16 protein-coding genes are annotated in these 15,558 nt (G+C 37.8%); 11 read left to right on the top strand and 5 right to left on the bottom strand.

Annotated features, from left to right (window positions below):
• Positions 1 to 121: 121 nt before the first annotated feature.
• The 4 genes from ACFE90_RS26300 to ACFE90_RS26285 all read right to left on the bottom strand — a co-directional run bounded on the left by ACFE90_RS26300 (position 122) and on the right by ACFE90_RS26285 (position 2,335).
• The gene (locus ACFE90_RS26300; protein ID WP_375505376.1) at positions 122 to 517 is read right to left on the bottom strand and encodes a type II toxin-antitoxin system VapC family toxin; all 396 of its coding nucleotides are present in this window, start codon (positions 515 to 517) and stop codon (positions 122 to 124) included.
• Positions 517 to 804 carry a hypothetical protein gene (locus tag ACFE90_RS26295; RefSeq protein WP_114083957.1) on the bottom strand — a complete coding sequence of 96 codons (288 nt, stop codon included), beginning with the start codon at positions 802 to 804 and terminating at the stop codon, positions 517 to 519. The genes ACFE90_RS26300 and ACFE90_RS26295 overlap by 1 nt, the downstream gene beginning before the upstream one ends.
• 22 nt (positions 805 to 826) lie before the next feature.
• On the bottom strand, positions 827 to 1,060 hold the full coding sequence (locus tag ACFE90_RS26290) for a hypothetical protein (RefSeq protein ID WP_159402676.1): 234 nt from the start codon (positions 1,058 to 1,060) through the stop codon (positions 827 to 829).
• A 225-nt stretch (positions 1,061 to 1,285) separates the two neighbouring features.
• Complete coding sequence (locus ACFE90_RS26285) at positions 1,286 to 2,335, bottom strand: hypothetical protein (RefSeq protein ID WP_375505375.1); 1,050 nt, start codon at positions 2,333 to 2,335, stop codon at positions 1,286 to 1,288.
• Between the two features lie 300 nt (positions 2,336 to 2,635).
• Here ACFE90_RS26285 and ACFE90_RS26280 point away from each other — a divergent pair, with 300 nt between their 5' ends.
• The 4 genes from ACFE90_RS26280 to ACFE90_RS26265 all read left to right on the top strand — a co-directional run bounded on the left by ACFE90_RS26280 (position 2,636) and on the right by ACFE90_RS26265 (position 5,755).
• On the top strand, positions 2,636 to 3,460 hold the full coding sequence (locus ACFE90_RS26280; protein ID WP_375505374.1) for a hypothetical protein: 825 nt from the start codon (positions 2,636 to 2,638) through the stop codon (positions 3,458 to 3,460).
• A 139-nt stretch (positions 3,461 to 3,599) separates the two neighbouring features.
• Positions 3,600 to 4,454 (top strand): hypothetical protein, encoded by an 855-nt coding sequence (locus tag ACFE90_RS26275; RefSeq protein WP_375505373.1) that lies wholly within the window; start codon positions 3,600 to 3,602, stop codon positions 4,452 to 4,454.
• A gap of 10 nt (positions 4,455 to 4,464) precedes the next feature.
• Complete coding sequence (locus ACFE90_RS26270; RefSeq protein WP_375505372.1) at positions 4,465 to 5,178, top strand: hypothetical protein; 714 nt, start codon at positions 4,465 to 4,467, stop codon at positions 5,176 to 5,178.
• A complete protein-coding gene (locus tag ACFE90_RS26265; RefSeq protein WP_375505371.1) occupies positions 5,144 to 5,755 on the top strand; it encodes a DUF6753 family protein in 612 nt (203 codons plus the stop codon). Before ACFE90_RS26270 ends, ACFE90_RS26265 begins: the two co-directional genes overlap by 35 nt.
• A gap of 1 nt (position 5,756) precedes the next feature.
• On the opposite strand, the gene ACFE90_RS26260 is transcribed toward ACFE90_RS26265, so the two are convergent.
• The gene (locus ACFE90_RS26260) at positions 5,757 to 6,419 is read right to left on the bottom strand and encodes a response regulator (RefSeq protein ID WP_375505370.1); all 663 of its coding nucleotides are present in this window, start codon (positions 6,417 to 6,419) and stop codon (positions 5,757 to 5,759) included.
• 788 nt (positions 6,420 to 7,207) lie between these two features.
• Here ACFE90_RS26260 and ACFE90_RS26255 point away from each other — a divergent pair.
• The 7 genes from ACFE90_RS26255 (at position 7,208) to ACFE90_RS26225 (ending at position 15,468) form a co-directional block, all read left to right on the top strand.
• Positions 7,208 to 7,798, top strand: coding sequence for a hypothetical protein (locus ACFE90_RS26255; RefSeq protein WP_375505369.1), 591 nt, complete (start codon positions 7,208 to 7,210; stop codon positions 7,796 to 7,798).
• Positions 7,799 to 7,936: 138 nt separating this feature from the next.
• The gene (locus ACFE90_RS26250) at positions 7,937 to 8,263 is read left to right on the top strand and encodes a hypothetical protein (protein ID WP_375505368.1); all 327 of its coding nucleotides are present in this window, start codon (positions 7,937 to 7,939) and stop codon (positions 8,261 to 8,263) included.
• Between the two features lie 103 nt (positions 8,264 to 8,366).
• On the top strand, positions 8,367 to 11,189 hold the full coding sequence (locus ACFE90_RS26245) for a hypothetical protein (RefSeq protein WP_375505367.1): 2,823 nt from the start codon (positions 8,367 to 8,369) through the stop codon (positions 11,187 to 11,189).
• A gap of 1 nt (position 11,190) precedes the next feature.
• The gene (locus tag ACFE90_RS26240) at positions 11,191 to 11,901 is read left to right on the top strand and encodes a hypothetical protein (protein ID WP_375505366.1); all 711 of its coding nucleotides are present in this window, start codon (positions 11,191 to 11,193) and stop codon (positions 11,899 to 11,901) included.
• A 194-nt stretch (positions 11,902 to 12,095) separates the two neighbouring features.
• The gene (locus ACFE90_RS26235) at positions 12,096 to 13,214 is read left to right on the top strand and encodes a hypothetical protein (protein ID WP_375505365.1); all 1,119 of its coding nucleotides are present in this window, start codon (positions 12,096 to 12,098) and stop codon (positions 13,212 to 13,214) included.
• 173 nt (positions 13,215 to 13,387) lie between these two features.
• Positions 13,388 to 14,167 (top strand): hypothetical protein, encoded by a 780-nt coding sequence (locus tag ACFE90_RS26230; RefSeq protein ID WP_375505364.1) that lies wholly within the window; start codon positions 13,388 to 13,390, stop codon positions 14,165 to 14,167.
• Positions 14,164 to 15,468, top strand: a complete 1,305-nt coding sequence (locus ACFE90_RS26225; protein WP_375505363.1) for a hypothetical protein — start codon at positions 14,164 to 14,166, stop codon at positions 15,466 to 15,468. Before ACFE90_RS26230 ends, ACFE90_RS26225 begins: the two co-directional genes overlap by 4 nt.
• The last annotated feature ends 90 nt before the right edge of the window (positions 15,469 to 15,558 follow it).

Genomic DNA, 15,558 nt, shown 5'->3' with positions numbered 1-15,558 from the left:
ATTAACAAAACTTTGCATCGTGTCCCATTTTGCACGTATCCCGGCTGTACCCCAAAATCAGTGATGGTGTTGTGGGTGTTGCTGGTATAACTAATTTTCCAAGAATATTCACGCAGGTTTTTCAACTTTCTAACCAGTTATCTAATTTTAAGTTGGGAATATTAATAAAATCTTTGATATTGTTAGTAACAAGAATATCGTCACGAGAACGAGCTACAGCAGCAATCAAAGCATCAAATTCTCCGGTTGGTTTCCCAATTTTTCTGAGTTCGCTTTGAATCTTGCCAAATTCGATAGCTTCTTCTATTCCAAATGGTTCTACTGGTAGTAATTCAGTAAACTGCGCTAATATATCTAGATTTTTGGCCACCTGTTGAGAACAATAAACGCCTTTATATAGTTCTGCAACTACAATGATAGAGAGATAGCATTGGCTGAAAAAGCGATTAAATTTAGTAACAGCTTGGGGATTTTCGTTCAGCAGTGCAATGCAAATATTGGTATCTAGCAGATACATTAGCCTAAATCCTGATTATCAAGTGAGTCTATGGTTCTGCCTTTATAAGCATGGCGCTGTTGGTCAATCTCTGTAAATATTTCTCCTAATTCCGGTTGGTTCTTCCAAACCCCAAATAATTGATTGAGTCTAGCTAGTCTCTCCTCGTTTGTTAATAGTGGCTGTGGTTCTATAATTTGATTGGCAATAAATTCTACGTCTATGATTATCTCTGTCCCATCTGGAATATTATTAAGTTGTTCTAGAATTTCAATATTTTGACCACGTTTTATCCCTCTAACCTTCATATTTGATTATCTCCTGTAATTATTAGTTGACGGTTAACAGTTGTCTGTTAACGGTGAACAGCCCCCAATCATCAATCTCTAAATTAAAACTCATTTGTCCATAATTTAAGGATAGCTCAGGTTGCACATAAGACACTTTCGCTTTGATTTCATCCATAGCCAACCACAAATCTAATAACGCTTTTTCTTCAGTCAGGCGTTTCTTTTCATCACCAATGCGTGGAATTACTTTTAACGCTACTTCAAATATCCGCATAAATAAGTAGCTTTATCAACATAGGGAAAACCATCATCAAGCGGTAGGCTATCACTTGCCCAACGGAGATTTCCAACGACTGGATGCCCTGAACTTGATTATCTTGGATGCGATCGCCTAATTCATTAAATACCGGAAATACCGGATCAACAGAATACCCAACTGAATTCTGACTCCTGACTCCTGACTCCTGACTCCTAAATTCTGTTCGATAATTAATCGTTTCTACTTGTTGAGCAACTCTAAGTCCCAGGTATAAAAACCAATCTGCTCAGGAACCCTAGTGAATCGCCCTGTGCGATGACCCCGTGATAACTCATTCAATACCTTGTTTTTCACTTCTTTAATCTCAGTCGCAGTGAGTTCGCCATAGATTCCGTTGGTAATTTCTGAAACCCCGAAAACTTTACCCGAATTATTTTCTAGAAAAGTTGTTAGTGCATCAATTAAAAACTGACCCTGAAATTCTTTGAGCATCGGTATCTCTTTGGGCCGAGGTGGCAAAACTTGTTTCTTATTTTTGCCTTTGACTCTGGTGGACGAATTTCTAGTCTCAGGTTTTGGTAGCAAAGTTAAAGACAGAGTATAATATCCCGGTGATCCTGGGACACTGAACCATTTGTTAGTTTCCCTGCCTTTAATGAGGGATGATTGAACTCTGTGTTTAAGCACTTTAAACACTTCTGGCTCTAATTCCCCATAGAGCATTTTGACAATAAAATCGATGTGAACAATTGTGCCAATGTGTTCTGCCAAAACCTGTTCAATAGCTTCCGGGCGAGACAGCGATTGGAAAATAGGCAGCATGGCCGTCTCGGTTCCATCTTGCGGTCGCTGTTGAGTTGATGTTTCTATGGGTGGCTCTAGGAGGAATGGACTATCTGTAGCTGCATCAGATTCTTCACCTGACCAAGCTTGTATAAGTGTGAATATGTTTTGTTGAGTGAAATCAAGCAATTGGGTTGCGACTGGTGATGTATCCTGTGAATCGTCTAGCTCAAGATGGGTAATAGGTTCAACATCGTCATTAACAGATTCCTCACTTAAGAATAAGAAGAAATTTTTTCCTTTTTCAGAGTTGAATTCTTCATTATCATTATCCACCTCCTCAGTCAAAGACCAGTTAGATAATAGGGCTTCTGCATGAGTGAGATTGGCTTTGGCTTTGGCATATAAGTTTTCGTACTTTTCTACAAGAGGTGCGTAGTAATCTCGCAATGCTAATAGTGACTCGAAAGCAGTTTCGGGAGGTTGTAAAGGAAAGGAGCTATTCATCAAGTTTGGGTGTCAAAAATAGGGTGTAGGGGGTAGGGTGTTGGGTGTAGTGAATCCGGCATATCTCGACTCCACTCGAGATATACCTTGGACTGAGCTTGAAACTTTGACCAATGCAAACCAGAGTGAAAAGACGGAGCTTGGTCATACAAGAGCTAGACAATCAAAGCAAATTTATTAATATATAACAAATAAAACTGAAAAAGCAAGAGGCGGAAGTACGGATTATTTCCGTACCTTTGTCGATTTATTTGTCATTGGCAGATATGGGATAGTGATATCGTTCTGACTAATAGAAAGATGGTTCCAGTTTGGCAGTTTTGGGAATTTGAGCATTTCTCGAACAATATAGTGCGAGTGATAGATGCTCCAAGTGGATTAGAGTTGTTTGCGGTTGATGTATTCCAAATAATTGCTCCAGCGCTAAACGATAGAAAAGTAATATTAATAGATGCAAAGACAAATCAGCGACAAGTCGTGATTAATAAAAAAATAGTTGCTATTGACACTTTGAATGCGGTGGGAATTCATTCATTGATAGGCATAGTGAAAGCTGATGTGGTCAGGCAATTTATGCAATGGGTGAGGAGCAGGATAGTACCAATTTTTAGAAAACAGACAAATTTGAATATAGAAACTAACATTAAGCATGTAACTTCAGGAATTATTTTTCCGAAGAGAAATTCTTTAATAAACTACCTGTATTCAAAAGGGCAGAAGATATGGGAAGTAGAAATAGAAGTTATTGAATTATATTTAAAATTGATTTATAAGAAAATTCCCCTGGCTGCTAATTGTCCGGGAACTAGTAGTTATCAAGAATTATCCTTCAGAAAGCAGTATTTAGAATTAGTAAAACTAGTTTTATCGGAAATTGCTAGTTACGAAGAACTGTATTGTAGCTTAGTAGCGTTAGCTCCGAATTTATTAATAGCTCAAGAATTGGATTTCCATATATATAAATCTTTAAAATTAAATGATAATTATGATTTAATGAAGATTATAGAGCAGGGTTTAATTCTTCAAACCTTTAAATCAATTACGGATAATTTAGCAGGGTTTAGCAAACAAAGATATTTAGAAATATTTTATTTTCAAATACTGGAATGTTTCTCAGGGGACTAATTTGGGGAGTTTGGGGATATAGATTCTTTCCCTCCCACGCCTGCTAACAGCAAGGTTTTACTTTATGAAACGTATGATTCATTGACACTCATAAATAAATTTATAGTTTTTGACACTAATAATCATGAGGAGAAAGAAAGTGACAGATAGTATCGAACTTATGAATAATGGTTCAGAAGACAAGGCGAACGAAGAATCAATTGAGCAACTAACCAAAAAGAGATTAGTGATAGTAACTGGAGATAAGGGTGGTGTAGGTAAGTCTACTTTTGCAAGGGGACTAGTGCAAACATATTTGGATAAAGGACAAAGATTTATTGGCTTTGATGCTGATAGCTCCAATTCTCAATTATTAAGATTTTATGGACGGCATTGCCATATAGAACCACTTGATATTTTTAAAACAGGCAATATAGATCAGTTTTTTGATGAAATGAAAACAAAAGCGAATCCCAAGGTAGGAGGAGATGGTGAAATAATCCAGCCAGAATCTTTATTTTTACTAGAATTACCACCACAGTCCAGAAGAATATTGCGAAAATTTGTGGAAGAAATGACTTTCCTGGAAACAGCCGAAAAACATTATAATATCCGCGTGACTATGGTAGTAGTTATTAGCCGCGTTATCGATTCTATAAATCAACTAATAGATTTGCATAGCTTTTGTGGAAATCAAGTAGATTACATAGTAGTAAAAAACTTATTTTTTGGGGAGCCTGATGAATTTACGAGATACAAAAACTCTCTCGAAGTTGAGAAAATTAAGGAACAACTAAAGTTGCAAAAAAGCCCATTTTCTGACATTAAAATGCCAGAATTAATAGAACGTAGTTATGATTACCTGGATGAAAATAGCATGACTTTTAGGCAAGGGATGGAGCAAACAGATTTACCTTCGGTTAAAGGTAGAGTCACAAGTTGGTTAAGAACTTTCAAAGAAGAGATTGAACAAGTAAAAGAGTCATTAGGTTTAAATAATGTTGAACTCTCCTAAGCGAATGATTATGACTGTAGGGGACTCTCGTGTAGGGAAATCTACAGTTACGAAACTATTAATTGATTGGTTTCAAGTTCAAGGAAGAAAAATTCAGGTCTACGACCATGACAATCGTGAGAGATTAAAGGCTTATGAAAATTTAGTGGCAATTGAAAGCTTAGACTTTTTTAATGGAGGTACGGATAAAATTTTAGATGATTTTATCAAAAATGAATTAGATATAATTATTGTTGATATGCCAGGGCAATATGTAGATAAGCTCTGTCAGTATATTGTGGGTTCGGATCTGTTCGATATCTTAATTACATATCAATGGAAACTAACTTTTTTGCAACCAATTTCGCACAGAAGAGATTGTGTAGCTTACTTGAAAACTTTGGGAGAGTTTGCTACTGACAATGCTAACTATGTAGTAGTAAAAAATCAGCATTTTGATACGAGATTTGGAGAGTATCAGCAATCAATGCAGGATAAGTTACAAAGAATGGGTGGGACTGAGATATTCTTGCCAGCGTTACATCGTGACCATTACGAAAGATTGGAGAGGACGGGAAAACCTTACTCACTAGCTTCTACAGATAAGTCAATTTATGTGGTTTACCGAACTTACATTTACCACTGGATTAAAAACTTTTACAATTCTATTTTAAAGAATGATAAAGCTATTAAATATTTAGGATTAAAAAATGAGGACGGAACAAGTTTTACAAGGATATTCTGAAGCAGAACAAAAACGCATAGCTCAAATATCTCATGAATTAGGAATAGCTGAAGATGACCCGATGTTTAAGCTGATGGCAACATTAGGCAGAAACGAAGAAACAATGATTGACCTACAAGCGCGAATGGAGGCAATGATAGAAGCTTGGGCAGTAATCATTGACCAGAAATTGGAATCGACAAGCAAAGCGGCTGTGTCGATGCACTATACAGTAGTATCGAAAGCTGTGCGCGATGAGATGAAACATGTAACACCATCAATAAAAAATACCTCATTAAAAGGTTTGGATTGGTGGGGATTTTGGTCTATACCAGGGATATGCACAGGAGTAATGGCTATTGGAGCGCTTCTAGGTTCACTGATAACTTGGAATGTTGTCTCAAATTTGGGTGGAACTCAGTCAGTTGTAGTGTCAGCCAATGAAATGAAGATTTTGCAGTGGGCGAAATCAAGCGAAGGAAAACAAATGTACCAGTTACTGTTGTCCAACCAATCAGCCGTAGCAGCCTGTCAACAAGAAAACCGATTACAAGGATATTGCTTGATTCGGCTCGATAAAACCAAGAACAAAAAGTAGCTCAACTAACTCGAGAGTTTTCTGTTTCTAAATAGCCAAGTTCTCTAGCGATAATGATAGCGTTAACACGACCCCTAACTCCTAACTTGGAAAAAAGATGGCTGGTGTGTCCCTTAACTGTACTGACTGTAATAAAGAGTTGTTCGGCAATCTCCTTATTAGAAAAACCACGGGCAATTAAGTTGAGAATTTGGGCTTCTGTAGCAGTAGGGGCTTCTCTGTATCTTTTACCCTTAATTTTGGTGTTGCCAGAAGTGAAATTTCTAAAAAATCTTTTAGCAATCTCTGGGTCAATGAAAGAATTGTTTTGATAAGTAGTATTGATAGCATGTTTAATTAATTGCAAATCCATCTTCTTAAGAATGTAAGAATCAGCGCCATTCTGGAAGGCAGAATTAACTACATCCTGACTAGAGTGATAGGTGAGAACAATGACTTTACTATCTGTCCTAGCCTTAATGTTGTAGATGAGATCCAAACCACTAATATCTGGTAAAGCAATATCGAGTAAAACAATATCAGGCTGAAGTTGTTCAACAAGCCTCATTCCCTCAGTTCCGTTATCAGCTTCCCCACACATTTCAAGGTCTTGCTCTTGATTAATAACTGATTTAATTCCGAGCCGAGTTAGAGCTTCATTTTCAATAATTACTAATCGAATCATCTTGATTACTTCGATTACAGGAACATAAAATATTTATAGCATATTTACTTAAATAAATGTTTGCTTCTTGTATCATTGCAATATAAATTGAAGATTTATTACAGCAGAATTCAGTCGTCAGGAGCGATGCCCTGAGCTTGTCCTGAGCGTAGTCGAAGGGCGCAGTCGAAGGGTCAGAAAATAGGTATGAATTCTGTACGAGTGGTGGATGAATTCGGCTGTGATAATTATCGAAACAGAACACATTCGTTAGTCGTCGGAAAACAAACGTGAATTTGAATTTTTCTTCAATAGAATCAGCCAGTAGAGCTTGTGCAAAAAAACAATTATCAAAACAGAATTCATATCTGTTCTCTGACCCTTCGACTGCGCTCAGGACAAGCTTAGGGCATCACTCCTGACGACTAAATTCTGTTTTGATAAAGTTTGTGTGGCGCACCACTAGCGAGGTTTCACGCTTTCTTAGTGAGATTCGGGCAGGGACTGCCACAATACGTTCAATTACCATTATAAAAAATACCAATAAAAGCAAAAAAGTCAATAGGCTATCTACCGCTTACTTCTCTAATTCTTGTGTTTTTAGGTAAAATTACGAACAAGATTAATTGAAAGCACTGATATTAAACAGCTAGAAAATTCATTGAGACATCGTATTTATTAAAGATACAAGCAGGAGAATTGTGTTAAACATCACCCGTAGGCAAAAGTACGGTTTTTTTTAGTACTTTGGTTTGTAGGTTTTGTGGATGAAAACTCGAATAATATGCGTATCGTTTCAGGAGAACGAAATGCATACTTACCGCAACGAGACTGAAAGTTTTGTGAATACAACAGCAGTACTGACTTCAGGAAAAAAGAACAGCACGATAACAAATAGCACACTAGTGCTAATGGGAGCGACGGGTGCGGCAATGATCGTGTCGATGTCAGTCCATAACATCCTCTTAGGTGGATTGATGATCGGTAGTGCTATAGCTATAGCACTACCAAAGCAATCTCAAGCTCTGTTGACTAATTTTGAGCAGATACAACGCAAGTATGGAGTTAATCTTTATGCTGTGCTGTTTACGATTTTGACAGTTGTTTGTGTACTTGACTTTGCTTCTGCACCAGCCGATGCACAGTTTTTTAACAATGCTCAAACCTGGATGACTAATACCTTTGGCAATGCTGGGAATGGGCAAACACAAGCAGTTGTAGAATTGTTCTTCAACGTATTGAGAGGTCTGTTCTTACTCTATGTAGGTATTAGTTTGGTAAGAATTGTTCAAGCAGCCCGAAACGACGAAGATTGGCAGACATTAGCCAGAACTCCATTAATTATTGTCCTTTCAGTTTTTGTAGGAGATTTAGTTACTGGCTTAATTACAGGAGCTTAAATCAGTGAACAATTATCAGTGATCAGTCTATTACTGATAACTGTTAAAGGCAAGAACCATTTGGTTAGAGCATTTCTTGAATAAGAGAAATTGCCCAGATTCAAGAAATGCTTCATCTGAACAAGTAGTTAAAAAAAGATGAAAAATGAAAATAAATTTCGGACTGTAAATAGGATATTAGGAGACAGACCCAGATTAGGGCCATTTCCCGCCGACCAGATTTTCCCTTGGTCAGTAATAGCAGTATTAAATGTATTTATTGTTAATTACACATTCAAGGCAGGATGGTTAGCAACTGGATTAAGTATTGCTTGGGGATGGGCTACTTGGTGGGTAGTTTCTACAAATAAAGATTTTTTTGGGAAATTTGTCGGTGTGCCTCGTTTAAGCAGAGGTTATATGCCTTTTAAAACCTTGAACAATAAAACAGGGTTCAGAGATCAGAAGCCAGGATTAAGGAAGTAGGTTAAATCAGTGAACAGTTATCAGTTACCACCGGAATTTTCTTAACTGGTCACTGATAACTGGTCCCTGGTAACTGTTGAAGTAGATAATTAGTGCGCCCATCATGAAACCTCAGAAACAATCTAAATATCTAGATAAATTAGGTAAAAAAACATTAGAAAAAGAGCAGATTGAGTTTGCTAAAGTCTTGACTCCCTTTGAGGACATTATTCATTTAGCAGGGATTTGCAACTTGAATTTAGGCGGTAGAAAAGGCATAGGTGCATTGATTCTCAAAAAAGGTGAATCGATTCAAATTAAATTTTGTTTTGATTGCTTAGGGATTCATCCGAATTTAGGCAGCGAACAGATGTTACCAATATTTGAGGGAATAGAAGCCGGACTCAAGGAAATCCCGGAGCAAGAATCATTGACCATACATTTTGGTTCATTCACTTCCGATTATGAACGACAGCAGGAACTGAAGAAAATTGAGAATAATTGCTCAATCGAGCAAATTAAACTTTTAATCCGTAGTGAAAGACTACGAATAAAAGCTTTAACCAAAAGTGGAATCCGAAAAAACAAATTTTTGAGGTTATGGTGTAGTTATACTGTTACCTCGGATGATGAACGAAGCCAAGATGTGGTGGAATCTATCATTAGGAAATTAGAAAAAGTTTGGTATAGTTTTACCGGAGAAATTCATTCGATTAACAACACCAAAATTGAAACAATTCTGCAAAATTCATTTAATGATGGTTTTCAATCATGGGAGAATTTACTTAGTAATAAGATGAAATTGGGGATTAAAGCCTTGAGTGCTGAAGAACTCTGGACGGTAATCTGGCAGCAATTTAACCATTCATCACCAACAGTAATCCCTAATCCCTTAAAAATAGATGAAGTAGGTGGACTAATCGAAACGCAAACAAGCGATTTTCACATTCGGCATCATCTATTAGAAAATGAGCAGTCCATACCATTTTTAGATCGCAAATGGGTAAAAATCCAAGATAAATATATTGGAGCCTTGAATTTTAGTCAAAAACCGGGGGGCTGGATAGATGAACAGGCACAATTAAGATATCTCTGGTCACTCATATCTCGTGATAGTATTTTCGATACTGAAATCTTTTGTCAGGTGACAAAAGCTAATCAAGGAATCACGAAAACTAACCTTCAAAGACTAACTAAACAGTCGATTACTTCTACGACATTATCCAGCGATAAAGGTAATATTGATGTCAAGTCGGGATTGAATATTGAGTCAGCAGTAGAAGCCCAGAAGACGATTTATAAAGGAAATGTTGTCGTCCACACGGCTGTAGTTTTTCTGGTACACCGTCAATCAACACGCTCTTTAGATGAAGCTTGCCGTTACCTTGCGAGTTACTTCTTGCGTCCGGCGGCAGTTGACCGGGAGATAGAATACGCTTGGAAGACATGGTTGCAGTGTTGTCCGTTTGTTTGGGAACCATTGTTAACCAAGCCTTTTAACCGCAGACTGCCATATTTTAGTTCTGAAGCACCAGGGCTGATGCCTTTAATTCGCACAGCCACAGGAGATCGGGCTGGGTTTGAGTTAATTGCAGAAGAAGGGGGAACACCTGTATATTTGGACTTGTACCAAAATCACAAGAATCTAGCAGTTTTCGGTGCGACTCGTTCGGGGAAATCAGTACTGGTGGCTGGAATTCTCACACCAGCACTTGCCCAAGATATCCCAGTAGTAGCGTTAGATTATCCCAAACCAGATGGTACATCTACCTTCACTGACTACACTAATTTGTTAGGGAAAGACGGGGCTTACTTTGATATTTCTAAAGAATACAACAATCTTTTTGAGTTACCGAATTTGCAAGGGCTAGAATCAGAAATTATCAATGAAAGATTGAATGATTTCAAGGAATTTTTGAAATCAGTGCTGATGACAATGGTGATTGGAACTAGCATGATTGGGGTTAGCCCTGGGATGATTACCAATATTGAGTCAATCATTGCTTTAACATTAAAAATATTTTTTAATGATGATGAGATAAAAATGCGCTATAAGTTAGCGCTTTTATCGGGAGTAGGAACTTTAGAATGGGCAGAGACTCCAACACTGCAAGACTTTTACAGATACTGTTCACCAGCATTTGTAAAATTAGATTCTATTGCCAGTAACAGCCGAGACATCATGGAGGCTTTAGAGCAAATTAGACTAAGACTTAATTACTGGTTAAGCACAAGAGTTGGACAGTCAATTTCTCGCCCTTCTAGTTTTAGAACTGATGCCAAATTACTTGTTTTTGCGTTGAGAAATTTATCAAGTGAGGCGGATGCAGCCATCTTAGCTCTGAGCGCTTATGCTGCTGCACTCAGACGAGCGTTAGCATCGAAAGTCAGTATCTTCTTCCTCGATGAAGCACCAATTTTATTTCAATTTGAATCAATTGCAGATTTGATTGGTAGATTGTGTGCAAATGGTGCAAAAGCGGGAATTCGCGTAATCCTATCTGCCCAAGAGCCAGAGAGTATTTATCAAAGCAAGGCAGCATCTAAGATTTTTGCAAATATTGGGACTAGATTAGTCGGGAGGATACAAACCTCAGCAGTAGACCCCTTCATAGATAGATTTAAATATCCTACCGAAATCATTCGGGTTAACAGTACAGAAGCTTTCTATCCCCAAAAATCGGGAATTTATTCTCAGTGGTTGCTTGATGATAACGGCAAGCTCACTTTCTGCCGTTATTATCCCGCCCACTGTTTATTGGCATCTGTTGCCAACAATCCGCATGAGCAAGAATTGCGGACTCTTTTTCTGAAAAGTTATCAAGATAATCCTTTGTTAGGAATGGTCAAGTTTACTGAGGATTATATCAAGATGATTCGAGAAGAAGAGTTATCTGAGGAAGCTAAACAACTCATGTTTCAATTAGAAAAAACAAAGGTGGTTTAACATGAAGACTCGTCAAAAGGTTGCTGTACTACTTTCTGTTACTGTAGTAAGTTTATTAGTAGCTACACCCAGTTATGGATTAGTCATTAGTGACTTTTTTAGCTCACTAGTTGATGATATTAAAGGTGAAGTAAGCCAGATTCAAACTTGGACAAAATCGCAAATAGATGAAAGTTGGGCTGGGATTAAAAAAGATGCTCAAGCTGCAATTGATAATACTGTCGGAGAGATGGGAGCGCCAGATCCGATTGCTAGTAGCGATGAACTCAAAAATCGGATTGCTGATACTTACTCTTTACCAGTCGCCAAGGAAAAGGGGCAAGATTTAGAGCGAGAACTTACAAGAGCCTCAATCATCAGTGTTGTAGGTAAAACTGGGCAAGCAGATACGTCTCAAAAAATAGAGAGAACAACACAAATAGCCCAATCCGCAAAAATCATAGCTGACCAGGCTCAAGACATGGATGCTTCTCAAAATGTCCTGAAAGCGATCGCCGCTCAAAATGGTCTGGTGGTTTCCATGTTGGCACAGCAACGTACAGATTCTTTGCAAGCAAGGCAGGATAATTCATACTCCAACCTCATGCTGACTCAAGTCGCAGAGAATACAGCAAATGCACGAAAAAAACAAGATTTGAATGAATTAGGTACTCTTTCTTTGAGCCATGAACTTATCGGTATATCTCGTTTAGATCCAACGCAAGAAAATTAACCTAAACAATTCAAAATTCAAAAATAAAAATAGGTAATCTTTAATTGAATAAATTTAGGTTTAAAGCCCACTTCGCCTCCGTTTAGTGCATCGCCTAAATTTATTTGTAGAGTGTTAATTTTGAATTTTGAATTGATAAGTTTGAATTTTGAGAAGCGACTCGATTCCTGATTCATTATCATCAATTAACCTTTATGCTTTCAAAAAATTACTTATTCGCTCAATCTCAGTTTGCTGGTGCAGATTTACTTGAACAAGCAAGTAATACAGCAGATTTTATTGCTCAAGGATTTAATCAAACTTGGGAAGAAACTCTTAAAGGTGATTTATATACTTCTATGTGCAAGGTCGGTATACTATTTGCCGTTGCGACATTTGTCTTTTTCATGGTTGAGTGGACAAAGAAAATGCTCTCAGGTGATGAACAACGTGCATACACAGATTTTATCTGGGTGTTGATAGTTATAGTACTTCTAGCAAATAATGGCAAAGCTTTAGGGTCAGGTACTCTCGGAATCCGAAATTACATTAATAACACAAACCAATATGTGTTGCAATATACAGCACAAGGTGTTAATTTAAGGGCTGCATATCAAAAAGCCTTGGGTGTACAAGCGGTGCGTGAGGCTATTGGTAAAGAAATAGAAAATTGCAAAACCTCGTCTCTGAGTCCAGAAGAATCTGTTAAATGTTTGTCGGATGCTAAGGATAGACTTCAACAGGATTATCCGAGTTATTTTACTGGTGAAAGTGGCCCGTTTTCATGGGTTATTCAAAAGATTGACAGAATTATTCAAGCTCCAATAGAGGTAATTAAAGGTGGAGCTAATCCAATACAAGTAATACTTTCTCCTTTCAGTGCTTACATTGGTTCTTCGGTCATCGAAATTGTTTCAATTGTACTGATTGGCTTAAACGGAGCTTACCAATGGGCGATTGAACTAACGATGTTGTTAACAGCACTTATCGGCCCTTTAGCTGTAGGTGGTTCTTTATTACCTTATGGTGGAAAAGCAATTTTTACTTGGCTTACGGGTTATTTCGCTGTAGGAATGGCGAAACTTTGTTTCAACATAATTGCTGGATTAGCCGGACAATTGATTGCTACCTCTAGAGCAGATCAACCTCTATTCTTCCTTTTTACAATTGGGATTTTTGCTCCTTTCTTAGCAACTGGATTGGCGGCTGGTGGAGGTTTAGCTGTACTTCAACAAATCAACAAAGGGGCTGAAACTTATAGCACAATTGCTATTGATGCCACTAAAGCTATAGCAACATCTGGTGGCAGTTTAGTATCAAAATTGAGTAGATAGAGGAAAGAGGGAACAGGTAACTCTTAACAGGTAGAGCCGATTAGTCTTTTACTTCCAGAGTCAAGTCTAATGATTACTGCTCTTGTTAAAAAGCTATAATAATGAATTTTGTTACTGTTCCCTGTTCCCTATTCTCTCTTAAGAGTTTCCTCTTCAACAAACTGACAATGTTTATGTTTAATACAAAGGCAAAACCAGAGGTGTTACAGCTTCTGCAATATAACAAATCTGTCCCAACTAGAATCGGAATAATTTCACTGGCTGGGTTTTCGATGGCTTTGTTCTCTTTCTTACTACAAATCCTTAATTATGGGGCAGTCAGTAGTTTAGGTAAAAAGCAGTTAGCGCTAGTACAATTGTCATCAGGAGAATCAGTCGTTGCCCAAGCAGTAGAGCCGAATGAACGCTCAGATGAAGTTATTAAAAAGTTTATTTCTACCACATTTATCAAGATGTTTAACTGGGATGGACTTGTTCAAACTTTTAATGAAAAAGGAGAACCCCTTACTAAACAAGATGCTGGTATAGATGTAGGTAGAACTGAACGTTCTAATGGCAGAGTAACTACTTCTTCTTATGAAGCTGCTTATGCAATCAGTGATCATCTTGATTTTCGAACAGCATTTTTGCGTAAGCTAGCTCAAATGACCCCAGCAGGGGTATTTAACGGTGATACACAAGTATCTTTGATTCCCCGCTTCATTTCATCACCTCGCAAAATTAAAGATGGTCAATGGTCAGTAGATTTAGTAGCTACTCTCGTTACTTTTACAAGAGTTGATAATGCAGGCAAAGGTATACCCTTTAACAAAACTATTACTGTAGAAGCCATTAGTACACCGCAAAACATCCCTAATGATACTACTGCTCTGGCAAAGAAAATATATCAAGTCAGGCAAGCTGGATTAGAAATTACGCAAATCGTCGATTTAAATTTGGCTAACAGACAATGACAAATACTCAGATTAATAGCTCATCAACTGTAGATGATTTTCTCCAAATAGATGATGACTTAAAATCTTCAGCAATGAGTTCAGATTCCAGCCCAAGGGAAATTACGTCAGAGCAAGAATTAGATAATCCATCAGTCACAACTAAACATACAGTAATTACTTCTCCCTGGTCAAGATTGTTGGTCATAGCACTCCCTTTTGGATTGACCTTCCTAGCTATATTTTGGCTGTTGAATGGGATTTTTAATCCTGATAGCCGCGATACTACTAAAACTATTGAAGAACCAAAGTCTTCAGAAAATAAAGAACAAGTTGAGCAAACAGATGGGGATGTTTACGCTAAGTTAGCGCTGAATCAGCAAGAAGATGAATTAAATAAGATTAATCAGAGTAAGCAGGAAGTTAAAGTTAATAATAAACCTGTGAGTGTTGCAGCTTCACCACCAACACCAACAGCTAGACCTGTGGCACAAACACAAAGCTTTAGTCCTAGACGATATTACGTTCCGAGTAGAACTAACTCGACTATTTCATCACCACCTCGTAATCAAATATTGCCAAGAATTAGTAATCCTGTTAGGACTGTTACCCCGAAAACAGAAACGCCAACAGACGTGATAGCTGAATTTAATCGACTTCGCAGCTTAGGATCTTACGGAAAAATCGCTTATACGCCTACTTCAAGTAACCAGCAGATATCAAGAGAGACACCAAATACAACACAAATTCAAGTACAGCCAACCAATAGTGCTTATACAACACAGCAAACACGCCCTAACTTCTCCAACAGTACACCCACAGAAATTGAGAAAATTCGCCCTCGTTGGTCAGCCAATTCTAAATCTGATAAACAAGTAACAGATGGTAATTACTTGCCTCAAGAAAACCAAATTCTGCAACAGCGTAAAACTCGCTATTTAGTTGTTGGGGAATTCGCAAATGGTGTTTTAGTGACTTCAGTTGTCAAGCAACAAAGCGAAAATCGCTTCCAACAACAGCAAAATCCAGATAATAGTAAACGCTATGTTGCTAGATTAACGGCTGATTTGCATGACAACTATGGAAATGTGGCAATTCATAAAGGCACTTTATTGGCCGTTGAACCCCTACAGGTTGATGGTGGCTCTTATGTAACTGTGCAAGTCACGAGCATTATCAAAGATAACACTGAGTACCCAATTAGTAGCGGTGCAATTTCTGTATTAGGAGAGGGCGGGAAACCGTTGTTAGCTAAACAGTTCCAAGATCACAAAGGCGGAGGTTCTGACTTGACTGTGGCAGGGAGCAACGCGATTTGGTGAGGTAGGATCAAAAACCAGCGATCGCTAAAAATGATATTTGAAACTATCCCACTAATAAAAAAGTATGGTAATCTACTTCTCAACAAGGAG

This window comes from uncultured Nostoc sp. (genome assembly GCF_964245445.1).
Lineage (GTDB): Bacteria > Cyanobacteriota > Cyanobacteriia > Cyanobacteriales > Nostocaceae > Nostoc.
The sequence above is the reverse complement of the archived record's forward strand: the minus strand, read 5'-3'. Positions and strand labels throughout refer to the sequence as shown.